Raw genomic sequence first — 17,072 nt, forward strand, 5'->3', positions numbered from 1 at the left:
TGTTTCCGGCCAAAAAAGCATGTGCCTCGTGAGCAACAACACCCTTAAGATCCCGGGGATCATGGGGTGATCAGCTCCCCGCGGCAGCTTCATCTACCTCGGCCTCGGTTCGACGGGCCCGGGTCTGCAGCGCCCGTGCGGCCAGCTCTGCAGCTTCCGGATAGTAGACCTCTTCGAGAACCAGTGCACGCGGGTGCGAAAGCTTTGTCTTCGAATCGCGCACCATCAACTCAAGGCGCTCGGCGAGGAATCCTGGCTGCTCCCGGCCATCACCCACCATCATCGCTGCGCCAATCAGGGCGCGGACCATATTGTGGCAGAAGGCATCCGCCTTCAAGTGCGCTAGGACTAATCCGTCCGCTCCACGAGTGAAGGTGAATTCCTGCAGGGTGCGGATAGTGGTGGCATGGGGCCGAGGCTTGCAGTAGGTCAAGAAGTCATGCCGTCCCAGCACGCTCCGCGCTTCGCGGTTCATCGCCTCGACATCCAGCTCCTCGCGGTGCCACGTGGTCAACTGGCGGGTCAGTGGATCCCAGCGCTGCTGGCCATCGGCAATCCGGTAGGAATACCGGCGAGCCAGCGCCGAGAAGCGGGCATCAAAGCCTTCAGGAGCACGTTCTGCTTCATGGACCCATACCGCGCCATCCTGGCGTCCCAGAATCCCGTTGATGCGGCGTACCAGCGCAGGACCCGGAGCCAGTGGCGCCTTGCGCGGCAGGCTTGTGTATTCTTCCTCGGTCAGGTCGAAGTGCACTACCTGGCGGCGTGCGTGCACTCCGGCATCGGTGCGGCCGGCAACTACGACGCGTACCTGTCGCCGGATCAGCATTTCCAAGGCTTCTTCAACCAGCTGCTGCACGCCCAAGACGTTGGGCTGTCGCGCCCACCCGCTGTATGCGGCACCGTCATATCCGAGCACCATGCGCATGCGGATCCATGCTGGTGTTTGCGTGGCCCCCAAAGCGATGGTGCCTAGAGGATCGATGGATTCAGGGTCAGTGCTCATGGGTTCAATTATGCGTGGTGGCCCATGGTGGGAGCCAATTGGATTCAGTTCCTCTTGGCTCCGCAAGGCACAGCGTTCTCGCGCTTTTCATCGGAAGATCCGAGTTAGACAGCACATGGAGACTAAATTGCGTTTTCCCCGCGACAAGAGTCACGTAATTCTTGCAATCCAGATAACTCCCACATGTAGAGTAAAGATCAGTTGCCAACACCAAACACATCCGTCGGCCCCCATCATCGCTCTATGAGGAACACATGCTCAAGAAAATTAGCGTAACAGCGGCAGTAATCGCACTTGGACTCTCAACCCTTTCCGGATGCTCGTCGGGAAAACTCTCCACTGAGGAGACTTGCGCATTGTTAGTCGACAAGGCCACGGAGTTGAGCCTCGCTGAGAAAACCGACAGCTCCGTGCGAGCCCTGCTCGAGGGCGACGATGCGAGCTTCAAGTCGGCGATGGAGGAGGTCACTGCATTATTGCAAGAAGCCGCAGACAAGACCGACGACAAGAAGTTGGCTGACGGGCTTCAAGTCTCTATTGACCAGAACAACCAAATGATTGAGTCCCTGACCGACGACGACCTAACTCTGATGGAGAAGATCGCGAAGAGCCAAGACACTAACACCACAGAGGACTCAGAGAAAATGGGCTACGTGAATACCGCATGCCCAGGCCTGGCGGAATTGGGCCAGTAGCGGCACTGCTGACTGGCCATTTGAAGGGTAAGCGGCTCCGCACGAATTTGTTTCAATTCGTGTGGAGCCGTTTCTTTGCACTAGCTCCAAATGCTCGCCTCCGCAGGATACCGCTTTACCGTCGGCACAAAGTGCATCAGGCCGGCAGCACCGCCTGCTGCTTCTCATCGCGTCAACAGAATTTGTTGTCCGGCATGACCACCCTTCGTCGAACCAATTTGCTCATTTCCCTTGTGTAGGCTTAAAACAATGTTGACAAGGCCATCAATGCTCACTGTCACTCGATCATCTCGACTCAAGGAATTTCATGCTCAGGAAAGTTGCGGCCAGCGTCGCAGTGCTGACGCTGGCCGCCACGGTTATCACCGGTTGTTCCTCGGGAAAGCTGGATACCGAAGAAACCTGTTCATTCATCAACGACCAAGTAGCCGAGCAGAACTTGCTGCAAAAGGCCGAAGATCTCAGTGAACAGCTCATCGCCGGAGACACCAAGGATTACGCCAAGATCATTGACGAATTCAATGCGATTCTCATTGACGCGGAATCCAAGACCAAGGACAAGAAGCTTGTTGATGCCTTGAGCGCCGCTTCCGTACAGAATCGAGAAGTCTCCAAGCTCATGGTTCAGGGCAACGGTGAGAATTCCGCCGAGATCAACGAGCAACTCGCCGCTCTGGATACCGATGAAGCCTCAGAAGCTAACGCCTATCTGGACGAAGCCTGCCCCAACATGGACAGTTTCAACTAGTCCGATAGCCGGATGCTGCCCTCGTGGCAGCAACTGGTTAAAGCAAAAGATTCCCGTTGGTTCCTTGCGGATCCAACGGGAATCTTTTTCACCTCGAAAGGTGATGAGCTTCAGCTCGAAGGGGCTTAGGCCTCTTCGGTCTCAGCGGCCTTCTCGGTAGCCTGGGTGGCTTCCTTGACGACGGCCTGCTTTGGCGAAACTGGCTCCATCACGAGCTCGATAACAGCCATAGGAGCGTTGTCGCCCTTGCGGTTACCGATCTTGGTGATGCGGGTGTAGCCACCCTCGCGGTTTGCCATTGCTGGTGCGATGTTCTCGAACAGTTCGTGAACGATCGACTTGTTGGTGCGCGAACGCGAAGCGATGACGGCCTGGACGCGGCGACGCGATGCCAGGTCTCCGCGCTTTGCGAAGGTGATCAAGCGCTCTGCGTGTGGACGCAGACGCTTGGCACGGGTCAGGGTGGTGGTGATCTTCTTGTTCTCGAAGAGCTGTGCCGACATGTTAGCGAAAATCAATCGCTCATGTGCTGCACTGCCGCCGAGACGCGGACCCTTGGTAGGGGTAGGCATGGTGGTTCTCCTAGATGAATAACCCGTACTGAACGAATCTTTCGTTCAGTCGGATGAAGTAGTGTGTCGCTAGACGCGGGTCTTTACAGACCTTCGTCGTATTCGTCGCCATCGTCGATGGCGCTACGAGCGGCCAGATCGAAGCCCGGAGGGGAATCCTTCAGGGCCAGACCCAGTTCAACCAGCTTGGCCTTGACTTCGTCAATGGACTTCGCACCGAAGTTGCGGATGTCCATCAAGTCAGCTTCGGAGCGGGTAACGAGTTCACCCACGGAGTGGATGCCCTCACGCTTCAAGCAGTTGTACGAACGAACGGTAAGTTCCAGATCCTCGATCGGCAGTGCCATGTCAGCAGCCATGGCTGCATCGGTTGGCGATGGACCGATTTCGATACCTTCAGCCTGAGTGTTCAGTTCGCGGAACAAACCGAACAGCTCAACCAGGGTGGTACCTGCGGATGCAACTGCATCGCGCGGGGTGATCGATTCCTTGGTCTCCACGTCAACGATCAAGCGATCGAAGTCGGTGCGCTGCTCAACACGGGTTGCTTCCACGCGGAAGGTCACCTTCAGCACTGGGGAGTAGATCGAATCAACTGGGATTCGACCGATCTCGCCATCAGCGCTCTTGTTCTGAGCGGCAGACACGTAGCCACGGCCGCGCTCAATGGTCAGTTCCATGTCGAACTTGCCATTGGCGTTGAGGGTGGCGATGTGCAGATCAGGGTTATGGAACTCCACACCTGCTGGAGGGGTGATGTCCGCTGCAGTAACGATGCCTGGGCCCTGCTTGCGCAGGTAGGCAACGACTGGCTCGTCGTGCTCGGAAGAGACCGACAGGTTCTTGATGTTCAAGACCAGTTCGGTGACGTCTTCCTTGACACCGGCTACGGTGGTGAACTCGTGCAGCACACCGTCAATTCGAATGCTGGTGACAGAGGCACCAGGAATCGAAGAGAGCAGGGTACGGCGGAGCGAGTTACCAAGGGTGTAGCCAAAGCCTGGCTCCAGTGGTTCGATTACGAACCGGGAGCGGTTTTCAGCAACTACTTCTTCGGTCAGGGTTGGGCGCTGCGTAATGAGCACTTACATTTCCTTTCAGCGAGCGTCCGCTATATGACGCCTCACGGGGGTGGAAACGACGGTAGCCTGAGGTGGCCGTTCGTCTTTTTGCAGGCTAATAAGTCCAAGATAGTCACCGGAGCACCCGTAAGGGAATGCTTCGGTGACTTCTCAGGCTAAGCCTAGCGAATCAATTAGACGCGGCGACGCTTCGATGGGCGGCAACCGTTGTGTGCGCTTGGGGAAACATCCGAGATGGATCCAACCTCAAGGCCAGCAGCCTGCAGCGAACGGATCGCGGTTTCGCGTCCCGAGCCTGGGCCCTTGACGAAAACGTCAACCTTGCGCATGCCGTGCTCCTGAGCGCGCTTTGCAGCGGACTCAGCAGCCATCTGGGCAGCGTATGGGGTCGACTTGCGCGAACCCTTCATGCCTACCTCGCCGGCCGAAGCCCACGAGATAACAGCGCCAGTCGGATCGGTGATCGATACGATGGTGTTGTTGAAGGTGCTCTTGATATGCGCCTGTCCAAGCGCGATATTCTTTTTGTCCTTGCGACGCGGCTTACGTACCGCTCCACGAGTCTTTGGGGGCATTTCTTCTCCTACGAAAAAAGTATTTGAACTAGATCGCTAAGATTTAGCGAGTCTTCTTCTTACCGGCGACGGTACGCTTCGGGCCCTTGCGGGTACGTGCGTTGGTCTTGGTGCGCTGACCGCGGACCGGAAGGCCCTTACGGTGACGAATACCTTCGTAGGATCCGATCTCTACCTTGCGGCGAATGTCAGCCTGAACCTCGCGGCGCAGGTCACCTTCAACCTTGTAGGTGCCTTCGACGAAGTCGCGCAGCTGCACGAGCTGTTCGTCGGTGAGATCCTTCACGCGGATGTCCGGGCTGATGCCGGTCGCAGCGATGGTCTCTTCTGCACGGGTCTTGCCCACGCCGTAGATGTAAGTCAGCGCGATGATTACGCGCTTCTCGCGTGGAATGTCCACGCCTGCTAAACGAGCCAAGTGGCTACCTTTCAACGAACGGAGGTCTGGAGCAGCATCTTCCGTGATTTCTCACGGCCCCGGCCTCCGAATCCGGGGGTGAACCAGGACTTGCGTCCTGACTGATACTGCCTAATTGACTACGCGTGGGAATCCCGTAAAAACGGAATTAGCCCTGACGCTGCTTGTGGCGTGGATTTTCGCAGATCACCATGACCACGCCGTTACGACGGATCACCTTGCACTTGTCGCAGATCGGCTTCACGCTAGGGTTAACCTTCAAGGCTTTGTCCTTTTGCGGTTGCAGTTAAATGTGGAGCAGTAAAAGAGCTTTGTCCAAGAACATTCATCCAGCGGCCATCGCACTAAACCGTGCTTTGCCCGCTGGGAAAGTCTTTGAGACTGCAGATTTACTTGTAGCGGTAAACGATACGACCTCGGTTGAGATCGTATGGGCTCATTTCAACCTGCACTCGGTCCTCTGGGAGAATTCGAATGTAGTGCTGACGCATCTTACCCGAGATAGTGGCGAGCACTACGTGTCCATTCGGCAGCTCCACGCGGAACATCGCGTTCGGCAGTGCCTCTGAAACGGTGCCCTCTACCTGGATGACGCCTTCCTTCTTGCCCATTTTCCCCGCTAACTTTTTTTGTTGGTAATTTCACCAACAAGTAATTGGTTCTGGTCCATGATCCCTGTACCGAAAACTTAGGAGTTTTAGGCGCAATTAAATCAGGAACCAACAAACAACGATACGGCATTAGTCCGCACATCGCCAATCGTTCATTGACATTTAAAATGTTAGATCCAGCACGCCACCGCTTGGTGGCCTGCTGGATCTAAGGATTTCCAATTGGCTCCTAGCCCTGGATTGGGGATGGAGTGACGCCGAAAGGCGCTAGTCCGGCCGCTCCCCCATCATGGGCAGTCAATACCCAGATACCGCCCATGTGCACTGCAACGGTGTGCTCCCACTGCGAAGCGTTGGACTTGTCATTGGTGACTACGGTCCAGTCGTCTTCCAGCACGGAGGTCTCGATACCGCCACGAACCAGCATTGGCTCGATTGCCAGGCACATGCCCGGCTTCACTCGCGGACCGCGGTGGCCGGAGTTGTAGTTCAGCACATCCGGGGCCATGTGCATCTGCGAGCCGATGCCGTGGCCGCAATAGTCTTCGAGGATTCCCAGTTCAGCACCTGGCTGGCTGGTCACGAATTCATCGACGGCCTGGCCGATCTGGCCGATGAAGCGGGCATTAGCCAGGGCGGCGATGCCGGCCCACATTGCCTGCTCGGTGATATCGCTCAGGCGCTGGTCGGCGGGATCGATGTTCTCCCCCACCAGTACGGTGCGTGCCGAGTCCGAGTGCCATCCGTCGATGATGGCACCGCCATCGATCTTCAGCACGTCCCCGTCCTTGAGCACGTAGTCCGATGGGAAGCCGTGGACTACTTCGTGGTTCACCGAGGCGCAGATGTTCGCCGGGAAACCGTGGTAACCAAGGAAGTTGCTGGTGGCGTTGTGGCGTTCGAGCACCTTGCCGAAGGCCTGGTTGAGCTCTTCGGTTCGCACACCCGGACGAGCCATGGCCACTGCCTCATCCAGAGCTTCAGCCAGCACCAATCCGGCCCGGCGCATCTTCAGGATCTCGGAGTTGGACTTGTACTCGATTTTCGGCTGTCCTAAAGCCAATGTGATTCCCCTGCCTCAAAGTGTGATGTCCTTGCCTGCCGCAGTTGCCCACCGGCGCAAGGTCCATCAATGTAAAAAGTGCGCAGGGACCGGGCTGCAACATCCATTGTTGCCGCACGGTCCCTGCGCGATGTAGAACTCGGTGCTTAGGCGTTGAGGTTCAACGCTGCAAGAACACGTTCGGTGACTTCATCGATTGCGCCCAGGCCGTTGACCTTGCGCACGATGCCACGTTCCTCGTAGCGCTCTACGACGACGCGGGTCTCTTCGTTGTACAGGCTCAGGCGGTGGCGGATGACCTCTTCGGTGTCATCTGCGCGGCCTTCGATCTCTGCACGCTTCAGGAGGCGAGCTACCAGCTCGTCGTCATCGGCGGTCAGCTGCAGCACAGCGTCCAGGGCGATGCCCTTGTTGGCCAGCATGGCATCCAGTGCGTCAACCTGTGCGCTGGTGCGTGGGTAGCCGTCGAGCAGGAAGCCGGTTGCGACGTCGTCCTGGTTCAACCGGTCTTCGACCATGTTGTTGGTGACCGAGTCAGGTACAAAGTCTCCATTGTCAATGTACTTGCTGGCTTCGATACCCAGCGGGGTGCCGCCCTTGACGTTGGCACGGAAGATATCACCGGTCGAGATGGCAACAATGTCCAAGCGCTCGGAGATCTTTACGGCCTGGGTGCCTTTGCCGGCACCGGGTGGTCCAATAATTAGCAGTCGACTCATCGCAGAAGCCCTTCATAGTTCCGTTGCTGCATTTGAGCATTGATTTGCTTGACGGTTTCCAAACCCACACCAACCATAATCAAGATCGATGTACCGCCAAATGGGAAGCTTTGATCAGCGTTGAACAACACGAAAGCAATCAGTGGAATCAACGCCACGAACGCCAAGTACAAGGCGCCCGGGAAAGTAATACGGGAAATCACGTACTGCAGGTAGTCAGCGGTCGGACGACCAGCGCGAATACCAGGAATGAAGCCACCGTACTTCTTCATGTTGTCCGCGACCTCTTCAGGATTGAAGGTAATCGCAACATAGAAGTAGGTGAAGCCGATGATCAGCAGCGTGTAAACCAGCATGTACCACGGCGAGGAGGTCGCCGAGTGCTCCTGGAGCCACATCGCCCACTGAGGCAATGTGCCATCATCATTCTGGTTGAACTGCACAATCATCTGCGGCAGCGCCAAAATGGAACTGGCGAAGATCACTGGGATCACATTCGCCATATTCAGCTTCAACGGAATGTAGGTGGAAGTACCGCCAACGGTACGACGGCCAACGGTGCGCTTGGCATACTGCACCGGCACACGACGCTGGGACTGCTCAACGAAGACCACCAAGGCCACAATCAGCAAGCCCACCAGCAGCACGCCGATGAAGGTCATGACACCCTGAGCCTGGAAAATCGCACCCATCGAGGATGGGAAGCCCGAAGCAATCGAGATGAAGATCAGGATGGACATGCCGTTGCCGATACCGCGCTCGGTGATCAGCTCACCCATCCACATGATCAGGCCCGTGCCTGCAGTCAAGGTGATGATCATCAGCATGATCACGATCAGCGAGTCATCCGGGACCAGCGAAAGAGTACAGCTTGGGAACAGGCTGCCAGTACGCGCGAGAGTCACCAAGGTGGTTCCCTGCAGCAGCGCCAGCGCGATGGTCAGATAACGCGTGTACTGCGTCAGCTTGGCCTGGCCGGCCTGGCCTTCCTTGTGCAAGGTCTCGAAGTGCGGGATCACCACGCGCAGCAACTGGACGATAATTGCCGCAGTAATGTACGGCATGATTCCCATTGCGAAAACTGAGACCTGCAGCAGGGCGCCGCCACTGAACAGGTTTACGAACGAATAAAGTCCACCGGTGGTTTCACCCATTGCCAGACACTGCTGAACGTTGCTGTAATCAATGCCCGGAGCGGGAATGAATACACCGACACGATAGATCGCAATGATCCCAAGCGTGAACAGCAACTTGTTGCGCAGATCAGGCGTCCGAAAAACTCGGGCTATGGCGCTGAACAAGCGTCCTCCTGAAGTATGTGCTTGAACCTGAGGAAGAGAATCTTCCCAGACCTAACGATTCTAGCGGTCTGTGAGCCAATCCTGCCAAATGCGCCACACGAAATAAGCACAAATATTTGCAGAATTGAAACTAAACCTACTAACCATCCAAGCATTTATAAGAAATCTTAGAATGTTTCGCTGTTAGAAAAGAAAAGCCCCGGTTCGCGTTGATTGCTCAACGCGAACCGGGACCATTCAAAGGCTATACCCCGTATTAGAGGGTGTTTGCCGAGCCGCCAGCAGCAGCGATCTTCTCGGAAGCGGAAGTCGAGAAGGCATCAACCTTCACGTCAACCTTAACCGTGATATCGCCGGTACCCAGGACCTTGACAGGCTGGTTCTTGCGAACGGCGCCCTTGGCAACCAGTGCCTCGACGGTGACTTCGCCACCCTCTGGGAACAATTCCGAGATCTTGTCCAGGTTTACAACCTGGAACTCGACGCGGAATGGGTTCTTGAAGCCGCGCAGCTTTGGCAGACGCATGTGCAGCGGAAGCTGACCACCTGCGAAGCCTGCCTTCACCTGGTAACGAGCCTTGGTACCCTTGGTACCGCGACCTGCAGTCTTACCCTTGGATGCTTCACCGCGACCGACACGAGTCTTCGCAGTCTTCGCACCCTCAGCTGGGCGCAGGTGGTGAATCTTAAGTGCTTTTTCTTCAGCCATCTCTACTTCGCCTCCTCAACCTTCAGCAGGTGTGGGACCTTGTTGACCATGCCAACAGTCACAGGATCGGCGGTGCGCACAACGGTGTGACCGATGCGCTTCAGACCCAGCGAGCGAACTACGTCGCGCTGAACCTGGCTACCACCAATGATGGACTTGACCTGGGTGATTGCCAGCTTGGCATCGCTTGGAACAATGTTCTTAGCCATTGATTAAGCACCTGCCTTCTGGGACTGGATGTGACGCAGCATTGCTGCTGGAGCAACCTCGTCCAGCGGAAGACCGCGGCGAGCTGCAACAGCTGCAGGCTCTTCCAGAGCCTTCAGTGCAGCAATGGTGCCCTGAACGATGTTGATCTGGTTCTGCGAACCCATCGACTTCGACAGGATGTCGTGGATGCCTGCGCACTCCAACACGGCGCGCACTGGACCGCCGGCGATAACACCGGTACCAGGAGCTGCTGGACGGAGCAAGACAACGCCAGCGGCGGCCTCACCCTTGACCAGGTGTGGAATGGTGGTGCCTACGCGTGGAACGCGGAAGAAGGACTTCTTAGCCTCTTCAACGCCCTTGGCGATAGCAGCAGGAACTTCCTTGGCCTTACCGTAGCCAACGCCGACCATACCGTTGCCGTCACCAACAACGACAAGTGCGGTGAAGCTGAAGCGACGACCACCCTTGACGACCTTGGAGACGCGGTTGATTGCTACAACGCGCTCAAGGAACTTGTCCTTGTCTTCGTTGCGGCTATCCTTCTGGTCACGACCACGACCGCGGCCTTCGCCACGTCCACGGCCTTCACCACGACCGCGGCCTTCGCCGCGACGGGATCCTGCGTTCTCGGTAGCGGGAGCCGATGCAGTCTCGACTGCTTCAGTAGCTTCAGACACCTGAGTTTCCTTCTTGTTAGTTGCTTCGCTCACAGTGCCAGCCCACCTTCACGTGCGCCCTCAGCAACAGCAGCCACGCGACCGTGGTACTTGTTGCCGCCGCGGTCGAAGACAACTGCTTCGATGCCAGCAGCCTTGGCGCGCTCTGCAACGAGCTGGCCAATCTGCTTGGACTTTGCGGTCTTGTCGGCATCGCTTGCGCGAAGATCTGCTTCCATGGTCGAAGCGCTGGCCAGGGTGATACCCTGCGAGTCGTCTACGATCTGTACGAAGATGTGACGAGCCGAGCGGTTGACAACCAGGCGTGGACGAACGGAGGTACCAACGATGTGCTTGCGCAAACGCTGATGACGACGACCGCGCTGAGCGGACTTGCTCTTGCCCTTGATTCCGATAGCCATGATTACTTACCAGCCTTTCCGACCTTGCGGCGGATGATCTCGCCAGCGTAGCGAATGCCCTTGCCCTTGTAAGGCTCGGTCTTGCGCAGCTTGCGGATGTTAGCGGCAACTTCACCGACGTGCTGCTTATCGATACCAGCAACGGTGATCTTGTTGTTGCCCTCGACCGAGAAGGTGATGCCGTCAACGGCAGCAACCTTCACTGGGTGCGAGTAGCCCAGAGCAAGCTCCAGCTCGGCACCCTTAGCCTGTACGCGGTAACCGGTACCGTGGATTTCGAGCTTCTTCTCGTAACCCTCGGTCACACCGATGATCATGTTGTTGATCAGGGTGCGGGTCAGACCGTGCAGCGAACGAGCCTCGCGGGAGTCGTTCGGGCGGCTGACGGTAACAGTGTTCTCGTCCTTGGCAACGGTGATAGGAGCCTTGACGGTGACCGAAAGTTCACCCTTAGGACCCTTGGCGGCGACCAGTTGGCCGTCGACATTCAACTCAACGTTGGCAGGTACGGAAATCGGAAGACGTCCAATACGTGACATTGTATGTTTCCCCTTTCCCGTTACCAGACGTAGGCGAGGACTTCCCCACCCACGCCCTTCTTTGCAGCCTGACGGTCAGTAAGCAGACCGGAGGAGGTGGACAGGATAGCGATACCAAGACCACCGAGCACGTGAGGCAAGTTGGTGGACTTTGCGTATACGCGAAGACCTGGCTTGGAGATACGGCGTACGCCAGCGATCGAACGCTCGCGCGATGGGCCGTACTTCAAAGTGATAGTCAGAGTCTTGCCGACTTCAGCTGCAACTTCCTCGAACGAGGCAATGTAGCCCTGTTCCTTCAGGATGTTAGCAATGCGTACTTTAAGCTTGCTCGACGGCATCGACACAGTGTCGTGGTATGCCGAGTTAGCGTTACGCAGACGAGTCAGCATATCTGCGACTGGATCTGTCATAGACATGTGGGCTTCAGCCCTTCCTCGTTACGGTTTCCTTAGCGGACCTGTAACGTAGTGAGATTAGTTGGTGGTCTTGAATGGGAAGCCCAGAGCCTTAAGCAAGGCACGGCCTTCGTCATCAGTCTTGGCAGTGGTTACGACAGTGATGTCCATACCACGTACGCGGTCAACCTTGTCCACATCGATTTCATGGAACATCGACTGTTCGGTCAGACCGAAAGTGTAGTTGCCATTGCCATCGAACTGGCGATCGCTCAAGCCGCGGAAGTCGCGGATACGAGGCAGTGCCAGGGTGATCAGGCGGTCAACGAATTCCCACATGCGATCGTTACGCAAGGTGGTGTGGGTACCAATTGGCATGCCTTCGCGCAGCTTGAACTGTGCGATCGACTTGCGAGCCTTGGTGACCACTGGCTTCTGACCGGTAATTGCGGTCAGATCGCGTACGGCGCCTTCAATGAGCTTCGAGTCCTTGGCTGCTTCGCCAACACCCATGTTCACGACAACCTTGGTCAGGGATGGTACCTGCATTGGGTTGGCGTAGTTGAACTGCTCCTGCAAAGCAGGGCGGATGTCAGCTGCGTACTTAGCCTTCAGACGTGGCTGGATCTTGGTGGCTGCTTCAGTCATTACAGATCCTTTCCGGAAGCCTTGGCGTAACGAACGCGTACAGTCTTGGACACGCCGTTCTTTTCTACGGTTTCCTCGCGGAAGCCGACGCGGGTTGGCTTCTTGGTCTCTGGGTCAACCACTGCAACGTTGGAAACGTGCACTGGAGCCTCGACAACCTCGATGCCGCCGGTGGTCGAACCGGATTCGGTCTGACCTGCCTTGGTGTGCTTGGTGACGCGGTTAACGCCTTCAACGAGCACGCGGTTGGACTCGGTAATGACCTTCAGGACCTTGCCCTGCAAGCCACGTTCCTTGCCAGCGATGACCTGAACCAGGTCACCCTTCTTGATCTTTGCGCCCATGGTTACAGCACCTCCGGAGCCAGCGAAACGATCTTCATGAACTTCTTGTCACGAAGCTCGCGGCCCACTGGGCCGAAAATACGAGTACCACGAGGATCCGCAGCGTCACCCTTGAGGATAACTGCAGCGTTCTCATCGAACTTGATGTAGGAACCGTCTGCACGACGGATTTCCTTCTTGGTGCGAACGACGACTGCCTTTACGACGTCGCCCTTCTTCACGTTGCCGCCAGGAATTGCATCCTTGACGGTAGCGACAATGGTGTCGCCAATGCTTGCGTAGCGACGCTTCGAGCCACCGAGAACACGAATGGTAAGGATTTCCTTAGCACCGGTGTTATCGGCAACCTTAAGTCGCGACTCCTGCTGAATCACTTCTTACTCCTGTCGTCTCGCTGGTTCTCATAAATGAGCCTTGCGGAACGGATATGGTCTCCACGATACGTATCGCTTACCCCCACTGGCGCGGGCGCACCGAATGCTGATCCCAAATGCCGGCAGGGCCGAGGCGTAAAATATCGAGGCTGTACTTGCGCGGCCAAATCGGATTTGGACCGCACTGCATTATGTCGAAGGTGGATAGTCCCCGGGCATGATGCGCACAGATTCTTAAGTCTAGCCTAGAGTGGCGCGAATCCGAAATGGTGTGGTAGGAGAAAAGTGAGCGTCCTTCGTCACATCCCAACGACCGAAGAATCCCGAAAATACGGGGTTTTGGTGCTGCTCACTGCCCTGACAGCCGGTCAGTTCAAACGGCATGAACGGGAGTTTCCCGGCTCCAGCCAGCGTTACGACGAAAATCCGGAGTCCGATTCGCAATGAGTGAAAAATATTCTCGTTCAACCATGAGCCTAGGCACCGGCAGGCAGGACCGCTCAATGATCGAATTCAACCGTAGCGCTCACTGCCAAATGATCTGACCCATCAACAGCGTGAACGGAGAACTCTGTCACGGATGCTCCCCTGGACATGATGTGGTCAAGGCCGATCATTGCATTGAATTTTCGATCAGCCGGCCATGTTGATGCAGGCCAGATTCCATCCGCCTCGGAAAAGCCGTCGTTCGTCAGCGCACGGAACCCCGGATGAGCTCTAACCGAATTGAAGTCTCCGGCAAGTACTAGTGGATGATCACGTTGCCCACCTGTCCAGCCATCGACCGCCTGAAGTCCATTCCTCCAACGTTGCGCATCGCCAACGGGCGGATAGATATGGATCCCGGCAACCGTGAAAATGCCGCCCGGCGACTTCACATCAACGACAGGCAAGGAATACCAACCGGTCGTCTTCGTATCAAGCTCGGTAGTGCGTTCGTGCAGTGGGTACTTCGAGAAGATCACGGTGTCTCGCTCTCCCCCGGCGGGCGCTTCCAGGCTCCGATAGCCGAGGTGATCGAAGGCACCCCGCGTGGCCAGCTGCTGATGCAAAGGTTCGCTGGTTTCAACGAGAACCAGGATCTGCGGATCCGCAACACTGATCAATTCTGCGAGCTGTTCCGGGTCCGAGCCTGCTTTCAAGGCATTGAATGCTAAGACCGACAGATCAAAGTCGGCGCTGTCCTTCTGGATGGCAGTAGTGGCCAAGTGCAGGTTCGGTAATAGTCCGCAGAGTAGAAACACCACCACGAAACCGCAGGCGATCCACCGTCGGCGAAGCACTCCAATAATCAGCGCCAGCACGGGGAAAGCCAAGAGCATTGGCTGGAATGCCTGCAACTTGGGAATCCAGCCAGCGCCGAGAAAATCGAGATACGGAAGTGTCCCGATGGCTAGGCAAGCAAAGAGGACGCTACCCGAAATCCATCCCAGACTGAGCTTTCGGGTTGTTATCTTCATCCCCCGATCTTATTCGAAGTAGTTGAAGAATCTCTTTATACCCTCGTCCGCTCCGGTTCCCGCTGCCGTGCCACCTCCTAGTCCGCTACTGCTGTGAAGCCCACAGGGCCACCCGTCGGGAGCTTTCTTCGGTAGACAGGTCTTCGATCCGGCTCATGATGGACCAGCGGACTCCAAAAGGATCCACGATCGAGGCAAACCGGTCCCCTGAGACGAAGTTCCCCAATGGTTCACGAATGCTAGCACCGGCAGCTTCAGCCTTGGCTACAACCGTATCGGCGTTCTCGCAGTAGTACCCCAAGGAGTAGCAGGCGTTCGGCGCATCTGGCGGTCCGACCAGCCCATAGGCTGGGGAAGGTTCCCCGATCTGTAACCGGCCACTGCCGAAATCAACTTCGGCGTGCACCACCAGTCCACCCATTTCAGTGGAGTCAAGCACCTTTGCACCGAACACTTCCTCGTAGAATTCCAAGGCAGCACGGGCATTGGGCACAGCGAGGAACGGTGTCAGGCTGGTGAATCCATGAGGGACACCGGCGGTAGTGTGCTTTCCGGTTACGCCGCCGGTCAATTCATCTCGTTTTTCCATGTCCCTAGGCTATGTCCATATGGCAGGATGGCTCTTGTAAATATGCGACAACTATTATTGGCGGTAGGTCATGGATTCAGCGCCTGATCCCCACGGCATTCTCTACCCGGCCCGACTGCCGTCAATCGAGCGCCATTTCCCGGGCACGCACGTCAAAGAATTGGTCTCTTGGTTTTGGCTTGTGGATTGGGATATCTTGCCCGGGCGCACCTCACGGCAAGACCTCCTGCCATTTCCCCAAATGAATTTGGTGGTTCAGCCCGAGGGCGTCACGCTTTCCGGGCCTGCCAGCGGAGCTTCGCACCGCGACCTATCGGGGACCAGCTGGGCCGTCGCTGCATTGCTGCTGCCAGCAGCCGCGCAGGGATTGAGTGTTGACCCATCGCAGTTGCTGGATCAAGAAGTGCGGTTCGATGCCCCGCAGCTGTTGTCCGCAATAAGCAAGATCAAGACAGAGTCCAACCACCAGAGCCCGGGAACGGCCTGTGTCAAGGTTTTCAGCTCGTGGATCAGCGCTACTCTTCCATCGGCCACTAGCGCCGGCCATCAAGCCAATGAGCTGCTCGACGCTGTGGCAACAGACCGCGGGATCGTGAAAGTTTCCCAGCTAGCTCAGCGCTTAACGCTGAGCACACGCAGCGTACAACGCATTTCAGAAAGGCATTTGGGCATGAGTCCGCTGGCGCTCATTCGCCGCTACCGATTGCAGGAAGCCGCTTATTGGCTGCGTGAAGATCCAGCAGCGTCTATCGCTGGCATCGCGGCGACACTGGGCTATACGGATCAAGCCCATCTTGCCGCCGACTTCCAAAAAGTTCTCGGGTACTCCCCCAGCGCTTATCGCAAGGGCAGCGGCTAATCTGCCAGCCTTGCGCCCACGGCACTGATTTCAATCAACGCGCCAGGCACCGCCAACTGCGCGATGAAGGCAGCGGTCACCAGCGGCGGGGAATCAGAAGCCAGCTGCGGTCCAATAACCCCATAGACGCTTTTGATATCGGTGCCGTCCACCAGCAACAACGTTCCACTGCACAACATCTTCAAAACCTGCTCCTGCGGCAGCCTAGGCCAGCTTGGCATTGCCCAGGGCTTTGGCTGCTTGCACTGCAGCGTCTTCGCGACCGCTCAGCTGCCCGGCTTCATCTACGGCGTTCTGCCCGCCGAGATAGATGGTGGTGGCACCGGACGGGACGATCGGCTACATGGCTGAACGCCGGCGAGCTGACCAGCCTTGCGGGGCGCGCAGCTTCTTGATCTGTTCCTAGCTCCAGTGCTGCACTTGCGCCACTGGTTTTGAATGCAGAAATGCCCCGAATTCTTCTTGCGAAGTGTTCGGGGCATTCTTCAATCACGAGATCCGTGAAATTGCGGGGAAGCTTACTTAGCCTTCTCTACGATCTCAACGAGACGCCAGCGCTTGTCAGCGGACAGCGGGCGGGTCTCAGCGATGACAACCAAGTCGCCGATGCCGGCTTCGTTGTTCTCGTCGTGAGCCTTCACGTTCTTGTTGCGACGCATGACCTTGCCGTAGAGGGCGTGCTTTACACGGTCCTCAACGTCAACGACGATGGTCTTCTGCATCTTGTCAGATACCACGTAACCACGGAGGGTCTTGCGGTCGTTACGCTCGGTAGCGTTATCCACACCGTTCTCCTTCTCGCTCATTACTTGGAATCCTTCTTGGTTTCTTCAACCGGAACAACGACATCCTGTCGAATGCCCAGCTCGCGCTCGCGCAGCACAGTGTAAATGCGTGCGATGTCGCGCTTGATGGACTTCAGGTTACCGTGTGCATCCAACTGGCCGGTGGCCGACTGGAAACGCAGGTTGAACAGTTCTGCCTTGGCCTTCTTCAATTCCTCGTTCAAACGAGCGGTATCGAAGCCGTCCAGGGACTCAATGCTAAGGTCTTTCGAGCCGATAGACATCC

27 protein-coding genes and 1 pseudogene are annotated in these 17,072 nt (G+C 56.8%); 4 read left to right on the forward strand and 24 right to left on the reverse strand.

The annotated features are described in order from the left end of the window. Window positions 1-70 precede the first annotated feature (70 nt). Window positions 71-1,006 (reverse strand): tRNA pseudouridine(38-40) synthase TruA, encoded by a 936-nt coding sequence (gene truA, locus AARI_RS12560; protein WP_013349653.1) that lies wholly within the window; start codon window positions 1,004-1,006, stop codon window positions 71-73. Between the two features lie 254 nt (window positions 1,007-1,260). Between truA and AARI_RS12565 the strand changes: the two genes are divergently transcribed. Both AARI_RS12565 and AARI_RS12570 read left to right on the forward strand, forming a co-directional pair. After that, window positions 1,261-1,701, forward strand: coding sequence for a hypothetical protein (locus AARI_RS12565; protein WP_013349654.1), 441 nt, complete (start codon window positions 1,261-1,263; stop codon window positions 1,699-1,701). A gap of 307 nt (window positions 1,702-2,008) precedes the next feature. Beyond that, window positions 2,009-2,449, forward strand: a complete 441-nt coding sequence (locus tag AARI_RS12570) for a hypothetical protein (protein ID WP_013349655.1) — start codon at window positions 2,009-2,011, stop codon at window positions 2,447-2,449. Window positions 2,450-2,580: 131 nt separating this feature from the next. Here the strand turns inward: AARI_RS12570 and rplQ are convergent. The 18 genes and pseudogenes from rplQ to rplN all read right to left on the reverse strand — a co-directional run. Further along, window positions 2,581-3,021 (reverse strand): annotated as a pseudogene (gene rplQ, locus AARI_RS12575) (50S ribosomal protein L17); the annotation flags it as partial. 83 nt (window positions 3,022-3,104) lie between these two features. Next, on the reverse strand, window positions 3,105-4,106 hold the full coding sequence (locus tag AARI_RS12580) for a DNA-directed RNA polymerase subunit alpha (protein WP_013349658.1): 1,002 nt from the start codon (window positions 4,104-4,106) through the stop codon (window positions 3,105-3,107). Between the two features lie 170 nt (window positions 4,107-4,276). Then, window positions 4,277-4,678: a 30S ribosomal protein S11 gene (rpsK, locus tag AARI_RS12585; protein ID WP_013349659.1), complete on the reverse strand. Its 402-nt coding sequence runs from the start codon at window positions 4,676-4,678 to the stop codon at window positions 4,277-4,279. A 43-nt stretch (window positions 4,679-4,721) separates the two neighbouring features. Then, entirely contained in the window at window positions 4,722-5,096 is a 375-nt protein-coding gene (gene rpsM, locus AARI_RS12590) for a 30S ribosomal protein S13 (protein ID WP_013349660.1), read from the reverse strand. Between the two features lie 148 nt (window positions 5,097-5,244). Beyond that, the gene (gene rpmJ, locus AARI_RS12595) at window positions 5,245-5,358 is read right to left on the reverse strand and encodes a 50S ribosomal protein L36 (RefSeq protein ID WP_013349661.1); all 114 of its coding nucleotides are present in this window, start codon (window positions 5,356-5,358) and stop codon (window positions 5,245-5,247) included. A gap of 127 nt (window positions 5,359-5,485) precedes the next feature. After that, window positions 5,486-5,707, reverse strand: coding sequence for a translation initiation factor IF-1 (gene infA, locus AARI_RS12600; RefSeq protein ID WP_013349662.1), 222 nt, complete (start codon window positions 5,705-5,707; stop codon window positions 5,486-5,488). 229 nt (window positions 5,708-5,936) lie between these two features. After that, complete coding sequence (gene map / locus AARI_RS12605; RefSeq protein WP_013349663.1) at window positions 5,937-6,770, reverse strand: type I methionyl aminopeptidase; 834 nt, start codon at window positions 6,768-6,770, stop codon at window positions 5,937-5,939. A gap of 146 nt (window positions 6,771-6,916) precedes the next feature. Beyond that, window positions 6,917-7,489 (reverse strand): adenylate kinase, encoded by a 573-nt coding sequence (locus AARI_RS12610; protein WP_013349664.1) that lies wholly within the window; start codon window positions 7,487-7,489, stop codon window positions 6,917-6,919. Beyond that, window positions 7,486-8,790, reverse strand: a complete 1,305-nt coding sequence (gene secY / locus AARI_RS12615; RefSeq protein ID WP_013349665.1) for a preprotein translocase subunit SecY — start codon at window positions 8,788-8,790, stop codon at window positions 7,486-7,488. Before secY ends, AARI_RS12610 begins: the two co-directional genes overlap by 4 nt. 256 nt (window positions 8,791-9,046) lie before the next feature. Then, complete coding sequence (gene rplO / locus AARI_RS12620) at window positions 9,047-9,499, reverse strand: 50S ribosomal protein L15 (RefSeq protein WP_013349666.1); 453 nt, start codon at window positions 9,497-9,499, stop codon at window positions 9,047-9,049. Window positions 9,500-9,501: 2 nt separating this feature from the next. Beyond that, window positions 9,502-9,708 carry a 50S ribosomal protein L30 gene (gene rpmD / locus AARI_RS12625; RefSeq protein ID WP_013349667.1) on the reverse strand — a complete coding sequence of 69 codons (207 nt, stop codon included), beginning with the start codon at window positions 9,706-9,708 and terminating at the stop codon, window positions 9,502-9,504. 3 nt (window positions 9,709-9,711) lie between these two features. Continuing rightward, on the reverse strand, window positions 9,712-10,389 hold the full coding sequence (gene rpsE / locus AARI_RS12630) for a 30S ribosomal protein S5 (protein ID WP_173362795.1): 678 nt from the start codon (window positions 10,387-10,389) through the stop codon (window positions 9,712-9,714). A gap of 29 nt (window positions 10,390-10,418) precedes the next feature. Further along, entirely contained in the window at window positions 10,419-10,790 is a 372-nt protein-coding gene (gene rplR, locus AARI_RS12635) for a 50S ribosomal protein L18 (RefSeq protein WP_013349669.1), read from the reverse strand. A gap of 2 nt (window positions 10,791-10,792) precedes the next feature. Next, on the reverse strand, window positions 10,793-11,329 hold the full coding sequence (gene rplF, locus AARI_RS12640; RefSeq protein WP_013349670.1) for a 50S ribosomal protein L6: 537 nt from the start codon (window positions 11,327-11,329) through the stop codon (window positions 10,793-10,795). A 20-nt stretch (window positions 11,330-11,349) separates the two neighbouring features. Then, window positions 11,350-11,748 carry a 30S ribosomal protein S8 gene (rpsH, locus tag AARI_RS12645; RefSeq protein ID WP_013349671.1) on the reverse strand — a complete coding sequence of 133 codons (399 nt, stop codon included), beginning with the start codon at window positions 11,746-11,748 and terminating at the stop codon, window positions 11,350-11,352. Window positions 11,749-11,805: 57 nt separating this feature from the next. Further along, window positions 11,806-12,375, reverse strand: coding sequence for a 50S ribosomal protein L5 (gene rplE / locus AARI_RS12650; protein ID WP_013349672.1), 570 nt, complete (start codon window positions 12,373-12,375; stop codon window positions 11,806-11,808). Then, the gene (rplX, locus tag AARI_RS12655; protein ID WP_013349673.1) at window positions 12,375-12,719 is read right to left on the reverse strand and encodes a 50S ribosomal protein L24; all 345 of its coding nucleotides are present in this window, start codon (window positions 12,717-12,719) and stop codon (window positions 12,375-12,377) included. Before rplX ends, rplE begins: the two co-directional genes overlap by 1 nt. A gap of 2 nt (window positions 12,720-12,721) precedes the next feature. Then, window positions 12,722-13,093 carry a 50S ribosomal protein L14 gene (gene rplN / locus AARI_RS12660; protein WP_013349674.1) on the reverse strand — a complete coding sequence of 124 codons (372 nt, stop codon included), beginning with the start codon at window positions 13,091-13,093 and terminating at the stop codon, window positions 12,722-12,724. A 285-nt stretch (window positions 13,094-13,378) separates the two neighbouring features. Here rplN and AARI_RS19720 point away from each other — a divergent pair, with 285 nt between their 5' ends. Continuing rightward, window positions 13,379-13,540, forward strand: a complete 162-nt coding sequence (locus AARI_RS19720; protein ID WP_013349675.1) for a hypothetical protein — start codon at window positions 13,379-13,381, stop codon at window positions 13,538-13,540. A 53-nt stretch (window positions 13,541-13,593) separates the two neighbouring features. On the opposite strand, the gene AARI_RS12665 is transcribed toward AARI_RS19720, so the two are convergent. Together AARI_RS12665 and AARI_RS12670 are read right to left on the reverse strand one after the other, a co-directional pair. Further along, window positions 13,594-14,553 carry an endonuclease/exonuclease/phosphatase family protein gene (locus AARI_RS12665; protein ID WP_013349676.1) on the reverse strand — a complete coding sequence of 320 codons (960 nt, stop codon included), beginning with the start codon at window positions 14,551-14,553 and terminating at the stop codon, window positions 13,594-13,596. Window positions 14,554-14,638: 85 nt separating this feature from the next. Beyond that, window positions 14,639-15,142: a VOC family protein gene (locus AARI_RS12670; protein ID WP_013349677.1), complete on the reverse strand. Its 504-nt coding sequence runs from the start codon at window positions 15,140-15,142 to the stop codon at window positions 14,639-14,641. Window positions 15,143-15,212: 70 nt separating this feature from the next. Between AARI_RS12670 and AARI_RS12675 the strand changes: the two genes are divergently transcribed. Then, a complete protein-coding gene (locus AARI_RS12675; RefSeq protein WP_013349678.1) occupies window positions 15,213-16,001 on the forward strand; it encodes a helix-turn-helix domain-containing protein in 789 nt (262 codons plus the stop codon). Here AARI_RS12675 and AARI_RS20370 read toward each other — a convergent pair. The 3 genes from AARI_RS20370 to rpmC form a co-directional block, all read right to left on the reverse strand. After that, window positions 15,998-16,180, reverse strand: a complete 183-nt coding sequence (locus tag AARI_RS20370) for a hypothetical protein (RefSeq protein ID WP_319022629.1) — start codon at window positions 16,178-16,180, stop codon at window positions 15,998-16,000. The genes AARI_RS12675 and AARI_RS20370 overlap by 4 nt on opposite strands. Before the next feature lie 339 nt (window positions 16,181-16,519). Beyond that, window positions 16,520-16,807 (reverse strand): 30S ribosomal protein S17, encoded by a 288-nt coding sequence (rpsQ, locus tag AARI_RS12685; protein WP_013349679.1) that lies wholly within the window; start codon window positions 16,805-16,807, stop codon window positions 16,520-16,522. Further along, window positions 16,807-17,070 (reverse strand): 50S ribosomal protein L29, encoded by a 264-nt coding sequence (gene rpmC, locus AARI_RS12690; protein WP_013349680.1) that lies wholly within the window; start codon window positions 17,068-17,070, stop codon window positions 16,807-16,809. The genes rpsQ and rpmC overlap by 1 nt, the downstream gene beginning before the upstream one ends. Between the last annotated feature and the right edge of the window lie 2 nt (window positions 17,071-17,072).

The sequence above is a fragment of the Glutamicibacter arilaitensis Re117 genome, assembly GCF_000197735.1.
In the GTDB taxonomy this organism is placed as follows: domain Bacteria; phylum Actinomycetota; class Actinomycetes; order Actinomycetales; family Micrococcaceae; genus Glutamicibacter; species Glutamicibacter arilaitensis.